Genomic DNA, 13312 nt, shown 5'->3' with positions numbered 1-13312 from the left:
TGCCGACCTGGACTGACAGCAATAGCATTGCCGGGGTATAGGGGGTGTTACGGCAGGGCGATCAGCGCATCACGAGCTGGCCCTGCTGCTGGCCATTGTTGCGCAGCACGCGCACCACCAGGGTCGGCGGGCGCTGCTGGAAGTTGGCGCGCCAGCTGGCCAGGTCGGCGAATTCACCCACGGTGGCGTCGGTGATGATGTCGCCCTGCTGCAGGCCGTTGCTGGCCGCGCGGCTGCCACGCTTGACCTCGCTGACCAGCACGCCGCCGACACCCGACTGTCGCAGCGACTCGGGCAGGTCGACGAAGGTGGCACCGGTCAACCGCGGGTCCAGGCTCTCGCCGGTGACCGCACGCGCCTGTTCCTTCAGCGTGGCCTTGATCTGCACGGGCTTGCCTTCGCGGCGTACATCCAGCGTCATCGGGCTGCCGACCGCAGCCAGGCCTTCCACGTTGTGCAGGGCTTCGGCGCTGTCCACGCGTTGGCCGTTGGCCGAGACCACCACGTCGCCCGGCTTCAACCCGGCCGCGGCGGCCGCCGAACCGGCCAGCACGCGGGTGATCAGCGCACCGCGCGTTTCGCCCAGGCCCAGCCCCTGCGCGATCTGCGCGGTCAGGTTCTGGCTCTCCACGCCCAGCGTGCCGCGTACCACCACGCCGTGCTTGACCAGCTGGTCGACCACGCTGCGCGCCAGGTTGGACGGAATCGCCAGGCCCAGGCCGATGTTGCCGGCCATGCTGCCCTGCGGGTTGAAGCTGGCGGTATTGATGCCGACCAGCTGGCCCTGCAGGTCGACCAGGGCGCCGCCGGAATTGCCGGGGTTGATTGACGCATCGGTCTGGATGAAGTTCTGGTAGCCCAGGCCACGGATGCCGCTGCGGCCCACCGCCGAGACGATGCCCGAGGTGACCGTCTGGCTGAAGCCGAACGGGTTGCCGATGGCCACCACGAAGTCACCGACCCGCAGCTGGTCGCTGTTGCCGAGCTTGATGTCGGTCAGGTTCTGCGCCGGGATGCGGATCAGCGCGATGTCGGTATCGCGGTCCGAACCGAGGAACTCGGCCTTCACCGTGCGCCCGTCGGCCAGTGTCACCTGCACGTCATCGGCGTTGTCGATGACATGGTGGTTGGTCAGCACCAGGCCTTCCTTGGCGTCGATGATCACGCCCGAGCCCAGCGATTCGTTGATGCGCTCCTGCGGGATATCCGGGAACAGGCGGCGGAAGAACGGGTCGTTGAAGAACGGGTTGCGCACGCGCACCACCTGCTTGGTGTTGACGCTGACCACGGCCGGCATCGCCTTTTCCAGCATCGGCGCCAGCGAAGGCACCGCCTGTCCGGCCACCGCGGCCGGCAACGCGGCGGTGGTCGGCAGCACCGCTGGCAGCGGTGCTGCATCGGCACGGTTGTCCAGGTGGGCATTGATGCCGGTGGCAACGAAGCCACCGAAGGCGGCGGCGATTGCGAGCGTAAGCAGGGTGGGAAGCGGTCGCATGGTTGTCGGTTCGCTGGCGTGGGTGGGGGCGGTTCGGCCCTACGGTAAAACAAGCTGAATGAGTGTGTCGCGATCTGGATAAATGCGCCATGAAAACCGCAGGCCGCGAAAGGCGAGTGAGGAGGCTGACAGCATGGCTGTGGCGACACCGCACAGGCGACGCCTGCACCACCGAAGACGATCGCCGGGGGCGCCGACACAGACCGATACCTGCGCAGTTCCGCGCAACCGGGTGCCGCAATGCGCCACAGCACGCATCGGATGCCGCGTCCGTGCAACGGCACGCAACGGCCATCTTCGACCACGCGCTTGCTGTGGCGTAGTCCTTAAAAAAAGGGGTTTCCTGTGAACCCGCCGCTTCTGCGGCAGTGGTGGGCTACACCATGGCCGTCGCATCAGATGCGATTGCGGGCGCGTGCCCCGTTCCACGATCGTCAATGTCGGTATAGCATCGCCCCGTTTTGATACTTAAGGCCCCCAGGAGGGCAACATGAGCAACGGTAATGGTGTGTCGGTCGTGACCGACGCCGTCGAGAACGTCAAAGAAGCCGCCACCAACGTTGGCGAGACCATCGCCCACGCCGCCGAAGACGCCGTGAAGTCGGTCAAGAAGACCGTCAAGCGCGCCACCAAGGCGGCCGGTACCCGCGTTGCCAAGGCCAAGAAGGCCGTGGCCAAGGTCGAGAAGACCGTTGCCAAGAAGGCCGACAAGGCCGCCAAGTCGGTCGGCAAGACCGTTGCCAATGCCAAGAAGAAGCTGGAAGCGGCCAAGAAGAACGCCAAGGCCGAAGCCGCTGCCCTGAAGAAGGAAGTGGCCAAGAAGAAGGCCGCTGCAGGCAAGGCTGTGACCAAGAAGGCCGCTGCCGCCAAGAAGGCCACCAAGGCTGCCGGCAAGAAGGTCGCCACCGTGAAGAAGGCCGCCACCAAGAAGGCCGCCGTCGCGAAGAAGACCGTTGCCAAGAAGACCGCGGCCGCCAAGAAGGTGGTCGGCAAGAAGGTCGCCACCACCAAGAAGGCTGTGGCCAAGAAGACCGTCGCCGCCAAGAAGGTCGCCGGCAAGAAGGCCGTGGCTGCGAAGAAGGTTGTCGGCAAGAAGGTTGCCGCCACCAAGAAGGTCGCCACCAAGAAGACCGCGGCCGCCAAGAAGGTTGTCGGCAAGAAGGCTGCCGTCGCCAAGAAGGCTGTTGGCAAGAAGGCCGCCGTCGCCAAGAAGGCTGTCGGCAAGAAGACCGCCGTCGCCAAGAAGGCGGTGGGCAAGAAGGTTGCCGCCACCCGCAAGACGGTCGCCAGGAAGGCTGCGCCGCTGAAGAAGGTCGCCGCCAAGAAGGCTCCGGCCAAGAAGGCCGTGCGCAAGGTCGCCAAGCGCAAGTAATCGCGCCGTGACCGAAGGCCCTGCCACCCACCGGGTGGTAGGGCCTTTCGCGTTTCTGGGGCGCTACCTGGGGCAAGATGCAGGTTCTTCCCGCCGGAGCCCCGACCATGCGCGGTATCGACTTCAGTTCCTGGCAGGGCGTGCTGTCCACGTTGGCCGGCCTGGTCCTGATCACCCTGCTCGGCGTCGGCATCCGCCTGCTGGTGATGCAGACCCTGCAGCAGCGCCGCGAGCGCGAGAACCGGCAGATCAACGAACGGCTGCGCACGCTGATGGCCGCCTACAAGACCCTGGGCGGTTCGTTCACCGGCGAGCTGGGCGTGGATCCCAGCCATCGTCGCGACCTGCGCCAGCGCGAAGATGCCGACGGCATCGCCGAGCCGCGCTCGGACCGTGCGCGGCGCATCCGCGATGCGGTCGAGGCCGCGCTGTCGGACATCCTGCTGCTGGGCACCGACGAACAGGTGCGGCTGGCCACGCGTGCCGCCAACGAACTGGCACAGGGGCGCCCGGTGCATACCCACGAACTGGTGGTCTCGCTGCGCGACTTCGTGCGCGAAGCGCTGGATCTGGCCCCGATTCCGGCCGATCTGCAGATTCCACCGCAGGGGCCGACCCGGCCCGTTGCCAGTGGTGGCGGCAAGGGCCGTAACGACGGCGATGCCAAGGGCGGCCGTGCAGGCGGTGGCGGTGGTGGTGGAATGGGCGCCGGCATGGGCGGCATGGGCCTCGGTGCCGGCGCCGCACTGGGCGCCGGCCGTGCTGCTGCCAGCGATGAAACGGACGCGCGCTGAGCACGTCCGCCGGGTTCAGCGCGTCAGCTCGTAGAGCGGCACGAAGCCGCCGTAGATCATCCGCGCGCCGTCGAACGGCATCGGATTCTTCGTTGGATCAAACCGCGGGTCCTCCATCATCTTCTTCATGCCGGCGTCGCGGGTCGGCTTGTCCGGCCATTCGATCCAGGAAAACACCACCGTCTCATCCGGCGTGGCTTTCACCGCGCCGAAGAAGTCGGTGGCCTTGCCGTGCGGCACGTCATCGCCCCAGCACTCGACCACGCGCAGCGCGCCGTACTCGATGAAAACGGGATCCCCTGTGCGTGCATGGGCGAGGAACTTCTCCTTGTTGGCGGTGGGCACCGCCAGGACGAAACCGTCGATGTAGCTCATTGCCTGCCTCCGGATGGACCGTGCCACATGCACGGCCTTCAGGTACACGACGAACCAGGGGATCGGGGATCGACAACGGTGGACGGTGAAGAAACCTGAAAAATGCACGCGCGCCGCGCGCGTATGCCAGACGCAGCCTGAATCAAGCCAAAAAATTCAGCAATGCGAAGACCGCTGTTTTCAGGGAGCGTTGTGGCGAATAACGGAGAATTTACATTCCCGATGCGATGGCGCCCTGGCGCTGCTGCACACCATAAGAAAGTAAAGGTGTACCCCCATGAAGAATTCGCTGATTGCTCTGGCCCTGGCCGCTGCCCTGCCGTTCACCGCTTCGGCTGCTGAGAACCTGTCCTACAACTACGCCGAAGCCGACTACGCCAAGACCGACGTTGAAGGCATCAAGGCCGACGGCTGGGGCGTGAAGGGTTCCTACGGCTTCCTGCCGAACTTCCACGCCTTCGGCGAATACAGCCGCCAGGAAATCGACCACACCAACCTGAAGGTTGACCAGTGGAAGGTCGGTGCCGGCTACAACGTTGAAATCGCTCCGAGCACCGACTTCGTTGCCCGCGTTGCCTACCAGAAGTTCGACCGCAAGCACGGTCTGGACTTCAACGGCTATAGCGCTGAAGCCGGTATCCGCACTGCCTTCGGCGCCCACGCCGAGGTCTACGGCATGGTCGGTTACGAAGACTACGCCAAGAAGCACGGCGTCAATCCGGATGGCCAGTGGTACGGCCGCCTGGGTGGTCAGGTCAAGCTGAACCAGAACTGGGGCCTGAACGGCGAGCTGAAGATGAACCGCCACGGCGACAAGGAATACACCGTCGGCCCGCGCTTCAGCTGGTAATTGCTGCCTCGGCGCGATTGCGCGCTGGAGACGCCCCAACAGGCCCGGCATTTGCCGGGCCTGTTGCGTTTGCGCCGTGGCAAACCGGAATGCTGTCTGACTGGCGGAATGCGCGGGCCAGCCATTGCAAGGAATTGGATTCCGCCGCTGCGGGCACCGACCTACGTTGGATGTCCCATGTTGCCTGGACATGCCGCAATGCCGCTGACCCTCCCGCCTCTGCTGCCTGATCGGCCACGACGCCTGGCGCTGCTGGACCCGCACCCGGTACTGCGGTTGGGCGTGGAAGTGCTGCTGCGCCAGCACGCGGGTGTGCAGGTACGGGTGAGCCTGTCCAGCGAGGCGCACCTGCTGCACCTGCTGGAGCGCAGCCCGACGTGTGTCGACCTGCTGCTGATCGATGCGTTGCCCATGGGCGACCTGGGCGATGGGTTGGCCCTGTTGCACGTGCTGTCGCAGCGCTGGCCGGCACTGCCGGTGCTGGTGCTCTCGGCACACTGCAATGCCAGCACGGTGGCCACCGCGATGCGTGCCGGTGCGCGCGGCTTCCTGTCCAAGTCGACGCCACCGGACGTGTTGCTGCGTGCCATTGATGTGGTCGCCCGGGGAGGGCGCTTCGTGCCACCGGAGCTGCGCGCGGAACTGAACCTGCCGGGCACGCGTGCACGCAGAATGCAGGCCCCGGCACTGGTGCCGTTGAGCCAGCGCGAACGGGAAGTGCTCGGGCTGGTGCTGAAAGGGGTCAGCACCAGCGAAATGGCCCTGCGATCGGGGCGTTCAGCCAGCACGATCAGCTCGCAGAAAACCTCGGCCTACCGCAAGCTCGGCATCCGCGGGGACGGTGACCTGTTCCGCTTCCGCCACCTGCTGGAATGCGGATGAGCGGCGTTACTCGCCCTGGTACTGCTTCTCTTCCACCAGTGCAGAACCGGCCAAGCGGTTGATCTCGTTCTTCACCTGCACGCGCTCGCCATTGGTGCCATAGACACCGCGTGCCAGCTGGATGAATGCATCATCGAACACCTGGGCCGCTTCCTTGTCGCGCAGCTGGTCCTGGATGTCCCACATACGCTCGTTGATCGCCTTCAACTGCTGCTGCAGCGCGGCCAGGGCCGGCTGTGCCTGCAGCTGCTGCTGCAACAGGGGCAGCAGGCCGTCCAGCTCGGTGCGCACGTTGGCCAGCTTGGCGGCATCGTCGATGCGCTCGGCCTTGATCTGGAGAATGGTGATCTTGTCGATCAGCTCGCCGATCGATACCGGGGTCAGGATGGCGTCCACGCGGTTGGTTCCTGGAAACAGGGCGCCATGATACCGCGCCGCTGGCGCATGGCCCCGATCCACGGGATTTACGCCGAATTTGCGCCGCGGGCCGGGCCGCACCCTCGATCCGTTACGGCCACGCGCTGGACACTGCCGTCCCGGCGGCGTGACCGCCTTCGACGAGGAACACAGTGCAGTGAACAGCAAGGGGATGATGGCGGCGGTGGTGGCCGCCCTGGCAGGGCTGCTTGGCATGGGCAGCGCGCAGGCACAGGTGCAGGTCAGTGGCAGTGCGGCCTTGACCAGTGACTACGTGTGGCGCGGCAGCTCGCAGAGCGATGGTGACCCGGCGGTGCAGGCCGGCGCGAAGATCTCGATCCCATCGGGCTGGTACGCCAGCGTGTGGGGGTCCAACGTCTCGTTCAAGCCGGACAATGGCGCGCGCAGCGAGTTCGACCTGGTGGCGGGCTGGTCCGGCGCGCTGGCACCGGACTGGACGCTGGATGCGAACCTGACCCGCTATGTGTATCCGGGTACCGGTCGTGCGCTGGACTGGACCGAACTCAACACCAACGTGACCTGGAAGCAGCGCGCCTGGCTGCAGGTCGCGCATTCCAACGATGCGTTGGCCGGTGGCCATCGCGGAACCTATGCCCAGCTGGGCGTGCGTGTGCCGCTGCACGAACGCGTCCGCCTGGAAGCAGCGGTGGGCCAGTACTGGCTGGCCACCGCGCAGGGCCCGGATTACCTGCATGGCCAGCTCAGTGCCATTGCCACGCTGACTCCGGCATGGGAGCTGCGCGCCACCGTGCATGACACCGACAGCGCGGCCAAGCGACTGTTCCCGGGCAATGCCGGTGGACGCTGGGAGCTGGCGCTGCAGGGCAGCTTCTAGTTCGACGATGCCGCCTGGCGCGCGCGCAGCGCGCCGGGCAGCCACAGCAGCAGGGCCAGCACGGCCACGGCGGCACCGGCCACGCAGACGCCGGTCCAACCGTAGCGCTGGTAGACCTGCGCCGACAGCAGCGAACCCAGCGAGCCGCCGATGAAGTAGCCGGTCATGTAGCCGGCATTGAGGCGGTTGCGCGCCGCGGGCTGCAGCGCATAGATCAGGTTCTGGTTGCTGACGTGCAGCAGCTGTGCGGCCAGGTCCAGCACCACCACGCCGATCAGCAGCGCCAGCAGCGAGTGGGCCGACAGCCCCAGTGGCAGCCACGACAGCAGCAACAGCACCAGCGCGATGGCAGTGGCGCGTCCGGTCTGGCCGCGGTCGGACATGCGCCCGGCCAGGCCGGCCGCCAGCGTACCGGCTGCACCGACCAGCCCGAACAGGCCGATGGTGGCATCGCTGTAGGCGTACGGTGGCTGCGCCAGCAGGAACGCGAGCGGGGTCCAGAAAATCGCGAACATGGCAAAGCTGCAGGCGCCCAGCAGGGTGCGCTGGCGCAGCACCGGCTCCTGCACGAACAGCACGCCGATCGAGCGCAGCAAGGCGAAATAGCCCAGGCCGGCGCTGTGGTGGAATCGCGGCAGGCCGCGCTGCAATGCCAGTGCGGTCAGCACCAGGGTGCCGGCAGCGATGGCATACACCAGGCGCCAGTCACCCAGGCTGGAAAGCAGGCCGGCCACGGTACGCGCCAGCAGGATGCCCAGCAGCAGGCCACTCATCAGCGTGCCGACCACGCGGCCACGATGTTCCGGCGCGGCCAGCGTGGCCGCGAACGGCACCAGCACCTGTGCCACCACCGAAAACAGTCCGGTGATCGCGGTCCCGACCAGCAGCCAGGCCAGCGACGGCGCGCAGGCACTGATCACCAGGCCACCGGCCGACAGCAGGCTCATCACCACGATCAAGCGGCGGCGCTCGAACAGGTCACCCAGTGGCACCAGCAGGATCAGTCCGGCGGCATAGCTCAGCTGTGCTGCGGTAACCACCATGCCGACCTGGCCGAACGGCACGCCGAAGGCATCTGCGATGGTGTGCAGCAGCGGTTGCGCATAGTAGTTGCTGGCCACGGCCACGCCGGTGGCGACCGACATCAGCAGCACCTGCCAGCGGTGCAGAGGGGGAAGGGACGGGCTCACGCGGTGTTCCAGGAAGCGGGGTGCACAGTGTCCGCCTGCTGCGGTCATGATGGAAATGAATCATCATCATCCTTGTCATCTGAAAACAAGATAGCTGGATGAACCTCAAGCAGCTCGAGTTTGCCGTCGCCCTGGCCGAGGAGGGCAATTTCACCCGTGCCGCCGAGCGCTGCCACGTGGTGCAGTCCGCGCTCAGCCACCAGATCGCCCACCTGGAACAGGAACTGGGTGCCACGCTGTTCGAGCGCCTGCCACGCCAGGTGCGGGCTACCGCCGCCGGCGAGGCGTTGCTGGTGCACGCACGCCAGGTGCTGGCCAGCCTGCGCCACCTGCGCGCCGACGTGGCCGCCGTCAGTGGCGAAGTGCGTGGCCTGCTGGCCATCGGGCAGATTTCTTCGCTGACCGACATCGACGTCGTGGCGATGCTGGCGGCCTTCCAGCGGGTGCACCCACAGGTGGAGTTCCAGCTGCGCGTGGACAAGAGCGAAGACCTGATCGCACAGGTGCAGTCGCGCGCGCTGGATGTGGCACTGGTCGGCCTGGCGCCGTCGGCAGCGCTGGATGGCGTCTGCCACCAGGTGCTGCAGGAGGAGGATCTGGTAGCGGTACTGGCGCCGTCGCACCGGCTCGCCGGGCGCACGCGGCTGCCATTGACCGCACTGCAGGATGAAGCGCTGGTCGACTTCCCGCGCGGTACCGGTGCGCGCCGGCAGACCGACGATGCCTTCGCCGCCGCTGGCCTGCCGCACACGGTGCGTTTCGAGGTCAACCTGATGGAACTGGTCGAGCGCTTCGTCCGCCACGGATTGGCGGTCGGCATCGTGCCGGCGTTGATCGCCGAAGGTTTCCAGGGCGTGGTTCAGATTCCACTGCAACCGACCCCGACCCGGCGCGTACACCTGGTCTGGCAGCGGCTGCCGACGCCGGCCGCGCGCGCCTTCGTCGAGGCCGTGCTCAGCCGCGCAGGCGCAGGCTCAGGCCCTTGAGGAAGTTGCGCAGCATCTGGTCCAGGCAGCGCCGGTAGTTGGTGTGCCCGGGCTGGCGGAACAACGCACCGACTTCCGACTTGGACACGTTGAAGCCGGCGCTGGCGAAGATCTCCATCAGGTCCACGTCGCGCAGCTGGAAGGCCACGCGCAGCTTCTTCAGCACCAGGTTGTTGTCGATGCGCGTTTCCACCGCACGCTGCGGCTGGCTCTCGTCGCGACCGCGCAGGTGCACGATCAGGCCATCGAGGAAGTGCGCCAGTGCGCTGTCGTTCATCGCCTCGAAACCGGCTTCGTCCTCGCGGCGCAGCCAGGCCTTCACCTGCTCGGTATCCACGGCGAAGGCCGGGTCGGCCATCTGGCACAGGGTGACCACGTGCTGGTCACCCAGGTCCAGGGAGTAGCGCACGCTGCGCAGGACATCATTGTTGATCATGGCGCAATTGTACCGGTCACCCCGGCACGTGGGGTCGCCGCCGGGGTCAGATCCCTTTGCTCCGCAAAGGGATCTGACCCCGGATCCGGCCGATCCGGCAACACGGGTGCTGCCGGACGGTGCCAGAATGGAGATCTGGTTTTCCCCCTGGAGTTGCCTGATGACCCGCACTGTCCTGATTACCGGCGCCACATCCGGCTTCGGCGCCGCCGCCGTCCACCGCTTCGCCCAGGCCGGCTGGAAAGTGATCGCCACCGGCCGCCGCGGCGAACGCCTGCAACCGCTGGTCGAGCGCTATGGCAAGGACGTGGTGCACGCCGCCGCCTTCGACATCCGCGATCCGGTGGCGATGGAGGCGGCCCTGCTGGCGCTGCCGCCGGCCTTCGGCGAGATCGACCTGCTGGTCAACAACGCCGGTCTGGCGCAGGGCACCGCACCGGCACAGAGCGCCAGGCTGTCGGACTGGACCACGATGATCGACACCAACATCACCGCGCTGGTGACCCTGACCCACCGCCTGCTGCCGCAGCTGGTGGAGCGCAAGGGCGCGATCATCAACATCTCGTCGGTGGCCGGCGTCTACCCGTACCCGGGTGGCAACGCCTACGGTGGCACCAAGGCCTTCGTCAGCCAGTTCTCGCTGGGCCTGCGTTCGGACCTGCACGGCACCGGCGTGCGCGTGACCACGATCGAGCCGGGCATGGCCGAGACCGAGTTCACCGTGGTCCGCACCCATGGCGACCAGAATGCGTCGGACAAGCTGTACAGCGGTGCCAATCCGATGACCGCCGAAGACATCGCCGAACAGATCTTCTGGGTGGCCACACTGCCACCGCACCTGAACATCAATCGCCTGGAGCTGATGCCGGTCAGCCAGTCCTTCGCCGGGTTCCAGGTCGCCCGCGAGGGCTGACGCCGTGTGTGGAGTCGAGCCATGCTCGACTCGGCAGAAACAAAAAAAGCCGGGCAATGCCCGGCTTTCTTCATGCAGTCCCGCAGAACGTCACTGCGCCTTGATGGCCATCGCCTGCAGGCCGGTGCCATCCAGCTTCTGCTTCGCTTCAGACAGTTCGCCGGCGCTGCCGTACGGCCCCATGCGCACGCGATACACGGTCTTGCCGTTGATCTGCGCCGACTCCACGCGTGCCGCCAGGCCCATCATGGCCAGCTTGGCCTTGGTGGCTTCGGCGTCGCCGGACGCACCGAAGGCACCTGCCTGCAGGATGTAGCGGGCGTTGTCGGCGGGCGCCGGTGCGGCAGTGGTCGCCGGCGCGGTGGGCGCGGCTTCCGCGCGCGGCGCGGGGGTGGCGGCCGTGCTGGTCGACGCCGGTGCGGTGCTGGCCGGCGGGGTTGCCGCGGCCGGGCGCTCGCTCAGCGGTGCCGGCAGCGGACGGTTGCTCGCGGTCACCGGTGCGGTGCTGGCGACGCTGGCCGTTGCGGTCGGTGCCGGCGTGGCCGTGCTCGCCGGCGGCACCGGCTTGCCCTCCAGCGCGGCCTGCGCGCGCGACGCTTCGGCCTTGGCCCGGCGCTGGTCCTCGGCACGCGCGCTGGCGGCCAGTTCGGCGTCGGACATTTCCACTTCCTTGCCCGGCAGCAGGGTGTAGAAGTCGTACTGCGTCGCCGCGGGCTTCTCCGGTTCGGCCGGCTTCGGCGTGGCCGGCTGCGCGGCTGGCTGGCTGCCGACATCGCTGTCTGCATCAGCAACCGGGGCCGGCTGCGCGTTCGGGTTCGGCTGCGGACCGGCGCGCAGGAAGCCGTCGCCTTCGCCCTTGAACAGGTTCGGCGCCGCCAGGAACACCACGGCGGCGATCGCCACACCGGCCACCAGCCACACCCATCCGGGTGTGCCCTGGCTGCTGCTGTTGCGTCGTGCCTGGGTTTTGCCGCGTCGTGCTGCCATGTGTACTGCGTCTCCTGATGCTTACATTTTTTCCGGGGCGCTCACGCCCAGGAGTTCAAGGCCGTTGGCCAGCACCTGGCGCGCCGCGCAGGCCAGGGTCAGCTTGGCGTTGCGATCGGCGGCGTCTTCCACCAGCACCGGCGTCCCGTGATACCACGTGTGGAAGGCATGCGCCAATTCACGCAGGTACTGCGCCACCAGGTGCGGCTCCAGCGCCACGCCGGCCGCTTCCACCACTTCCGGATAGCGCGAGATCTCGTTCATCAACAGCAGCGAGGCATCGTCGGCCAGGTGGCCAAGGTTGGCCAGGCCATTGCCCTGCTCGTACACCAGGCCCTTTTCCTGCGCCTGGCGCAGCAGGCTGCAGACACGGGCGTGCGCGTACTGCACGTAGAACACCGGATTGTCGTTGCTCTGCTGGCGCGCCAGGTCGATGTCGAAGGTCAGCTGCGAATCGGGCTTGCGCGCGATCAGGAACCAACGGGTGGCATCGCGGCCGGCTTCTTCGATCAGGTCGCGCAGGGTGAAGTAGCTGCCGGCACGCTTGGACAGCTTCACTTCCTCGCCGCCGCGCATGACCGTGACCATCTGGTGCAGCACGTATTCCGGCCAGCCCTGCGGGATGCCCACTTCCATCGCCTGCAGGCCGGCGCGCACGCGCGCCAGCGAGCCGTGATGGTCGGCGCCCAGTTCGGTGATCGCGCGCTCGTAGCCGCGCTGCCACTTGGACAGGTGGTAGGCCACGTCCGGCACGAAGTAGGTGAAGGTGCCGTCGGACTTGCGCATCACGCGGTCCTTGTCGTCACCGAAGTCGGTGCTGCGCAGCCACAGCGCGCCGCCTTCCTCATAGGTGTGGCCGGACGCCTGCAGCTTGGCCACCGCTTCGGCAACCTTGCCGTCGGCGTACAGCGAGCTTTCCAGGAAGTAGATGTCGAAGTCGACACCGAACGCGGCCAGGTCCAGGTTCTGCTCGTTGCGCAGGTAGGCCACGGCGAAGCGGCGGATTGCCTGCATGTCGTCCGGGTCCTTGGCGCCGACCACGGTGCTGCCTTCCAGGTCGACGCTGGCACCGGCCATGTAGGCGCGGGCGACATCGGCGATGTACTCACCGCGGTAGCCGCCTTCCGGCCAGCCGTCCTGATCGGGTGCGATGCCCTTGATCCGCGCCTGGGTGGACAGCGCCAGGTTCTCGATCTGCACGCCAGCGTCGTTGTAGTAGAACTCGCGCTTGGCGTTCCAGCCGTTGGCATCGAGCACGCGGGCCACGCAGTCGCCGATCGCCGCTGCGCGGCCATGGCCGACATGCAGCGGGCCGGTCGGGTTGGCCGACACGTACTCCACGCCCACCGTGCGGCCATTGCCGGACAGGTTGCGGCCGTAGTCGTGGGCTTCCTTGATGACCGAGGCGGTTTCGCGCTGGTACGCGGCCGGGGCCAGATGGAAGTTGATGAAGCCGGGGCCGGCGATCTCGACCTTGCTGACGTCCTCGCTGCGCGGCAGCGCCTCGACCAGCGCCTGTGCCAGTGCGCGCGGATTGCTGCGCGCGGCCTTGGCCAGCAGCATCGCGGCGTTGGTGGCGAAGTCGCCGTGGTCACGGGTCTTCGGGCGCTCGACCACGAAGTCCGGCGGCAGGGAGTCGGCGGGCAGGGTGCCATTGGCGCGCAAGGCTTCGATGCCTTGGCTGATCAGGGCGCGGAGGAGATTTTTCACGAGGCCTGCTGTGAGAATGAGCGGCGGAATCGCCCATTTTAGCGCAGAT

General features: G+C 67.2%; 14 protein-coding genes. 7 read left to right on the top strand and 7 right to left on the bottom strand.

Annotation, left to right across the window (positions count from 1 at the left end; translation table 11 throughout):
• Positions 1-61: 61 nt before the first annotated feature.
• The gene (locus VG561_RS02775; protein WP_014645652.1) at positions 62-1495 is read right to left on the bottom strand and encodes a Do family serine endopeptidase; all 1434 of its coding nucleotides are present in this window, start codon (positions 1493-1495) and stop codon (positions 62-64) included.
• A 490-nt stretch (positions 1496-1985) separates the two neighbouring features.
• On the opposite strand from VG561_RS02775, the gene VG561_RS02770 reads away from it, so the two are divergent.
• Together VG561_RS02770 and VG561_RS02765 are read left to right on the top strand one after the other, a co-directional pair.
• Positions 1986-2867 carry a histone gene (locus VG561_RS02770; RefSeq protein ID WP_134808438.1) on the top strand — a complete coding sequence of 294 codons (882 nt, stop codon included), beginning with the start codon at positions 1986-1988 and terminating at the stop codon, positions 2865-2867.
• Positions 2868-2974: 107 nt separating this feature from the next.
• On the top strand, positions 2975-3661 hold the full coding sequence (locus tag VG561_RS02765) for a hypothetical protein (RefSeq protein WP_164077657.1): 687 nt from the start codon (positions 2975-2977) through the stop codon (positions 3659-3661).
• A 15-nt stretch (positions 3662-3676) separates the two neighbouring features.
• On the opposite strand, the gene VG561_RS02760 is transcribed toward VG561_RS02765, so the two are convergent.
• Entirely contained in the window at positions 3677-4036 is a 360-nt protein-coding gene (locus tag VG561_RS02760) for a DUF1428 family protein (RefSeq protein WP_164077656.1), read from the bottom strand.
• Between the two features lie 277 nt (positions 4037-4313).
• Here VG561_RS02760 and VG561_RS02755 point away from each other — a divergent pair, with 277 nt between their 5' ends.
• Positions 4314-4886, top strand: a complete 573-nt coding sequence (locus tag VG561_RS02755; RefSeq protein ID WP_014645657.1) for an Ax21 family protein — start codon at positions 4314-4316, stop codon at positions 4884-4886.
• 198 nt (positions 4887-5084) lie between these two features.
• Entirely contained in the window at positions 5085-5768 is a 684-nt protein-coding gene (locus VG561_RS02750) for a response regulator (RefSeq protein WP_423179357.1), read from the top strand.
• Between the two features lie 6 nt (positions 5769-5774).
• On the opposite strand, the gene VG561_RS02745 is transcribed toward VG561_RS02750, so the two are convergent.
• The gene (locus VG561_RS02745; protein WP_046428155.1) at positions 5775-6164 is read right to left on the bottom strand and encodes a DUF6165 family protein; all 390 of its coding nucleotides are present in this window, start codon (positions 6162-6164) and stop codon (positions 5775-5777) included.
• A gap of 178 nt (positions 6165-6342) precedes the next feature.
• On the opposite strand from VG561_RS02745, the gene VG561_RS02740 reads away from it, so the two are divergent.
• Positions 6343-7041, top strand: a complete 699-nt coding sequence (locus VG561_RS02740; protein WP_142235568.1) for a TorF family putative porin — start codon at positions 6343-6345, stop codon at positions 7039-7041.
• Here VG561_RS02740 and VG561_RS02735 read toward each other — a convergent pair.
• Positions 7038-8186 carry an MFS transporter gene (locus tag VG561_RS02735; RefSeq protein WP_329768298.1) on the bottom strand — a complete coding sequence of 383 codons (1149 nt, stop codon included), beginning with the start codon at positions 8184-8186 and terminating at the stop codon, positions 7038-7040. The genes VG561_RS02740 and VG561_RS02735 overlap by 4 nt on opposite strands.
• 143 nt (positions 8187-8329) lie before the next feature.
• Here VG561_RS02735 and VG561_RS02730 point away from each other — a divergent pair, with 143 nt between their 5' ends.
• On the top strand, positions 8330-9217 hold the full coding sequence (locus tag VG561_RS02730; RefSeq protein WP_014645661.1) for a LysR family transcriptional regulator: 888 nt from the start codon (positions 8330-8332) through the stop codon (positions 9215-9217).
• Here VG561_RS02730 and VG561_RS02725 read toward each other — a convergent pair.
• Positions 9186-9653 (bottom strand): DUF1456 family protein, encoded by a 468-nt coding sequence (locus VG561_RS02725; RefSeq protein WP_014645662.1) that lies wholly within the window; start codon positions 9651-9653, stop codon positions 9186-9188. The two genes, VG561_RS02730 and VG561_RS02725, sit on opposite strands and share 32 nt — an antisense overlap.
• A 160-nt stretch (positions 9654-9813) precedes the next feature.
• Here VG561_RS02725 and VG561_RS02720 point away from each other — a divergent pair, with 160 nt between their 5' ends.
• Positions 9814-10566, top strand: a complete 753-nt coding sequence (locus VG561_RS02720) for an SDR family NAD(P)-dependent oxidoreductase (RefSeq protein WP_014035694.1) — start codon at positions 9814-9816, stop codon at positions 10564-10566.
• 90 nt (positions 10567-10656) lie between these two features.
• On the opposite strand, the gene VG561_RS02715 is transcribed toward VG561_RS02720, so the two are convergent.
• Together VG561_RS02715 and argS are read right to left on the bottom strand one after the other, a co-directional pair.
• Positions 10657-11553 carry an SPOR domain-containing protein gene (locus tag VG561_RS02715; RefSeq protein ID WP_046428160.1) on the bottom strand — a complete coding sequence of 299 codons (897 nt, stop codon included), beginning with the start codon at positions 11551-11553 and terminating at the stop codon, positions 10657-10659.
• Positions 11554-11574: 21 nt separating this feature from the next.
• Positions 11575-13263 carry an arginine--tRNA ligase gene (argS, locus tag VG561_RS02710; RefSeq protein WP_032961431.1) on the bottom strand — a complete coding sequence of 563 codons (1689 nt, stop codon included), beginning with the start codon at positions 13261-13263 and terminating at the stop codon, positions 11575-11577.
• Between the last annotated feature and the right edge of the window lie 49 nt (positions 13264-13312).

This window comes from Stenotrophomonas sp. CASM110 (assembly GCF_049384345.1).
Classification (GTDB): Bacteria; Pseudomonadota; Gammaproteobacteria; order Xanthomonadales; family Xanthomonadaceae; genus Stenotrophomonas; species Stenotrophomonas muris.
The sequence above is the reverse complement of the archived record's forward strand: the minus strand, read 5'-3'. Positions and strand labels throughout refer to the sequence as shown.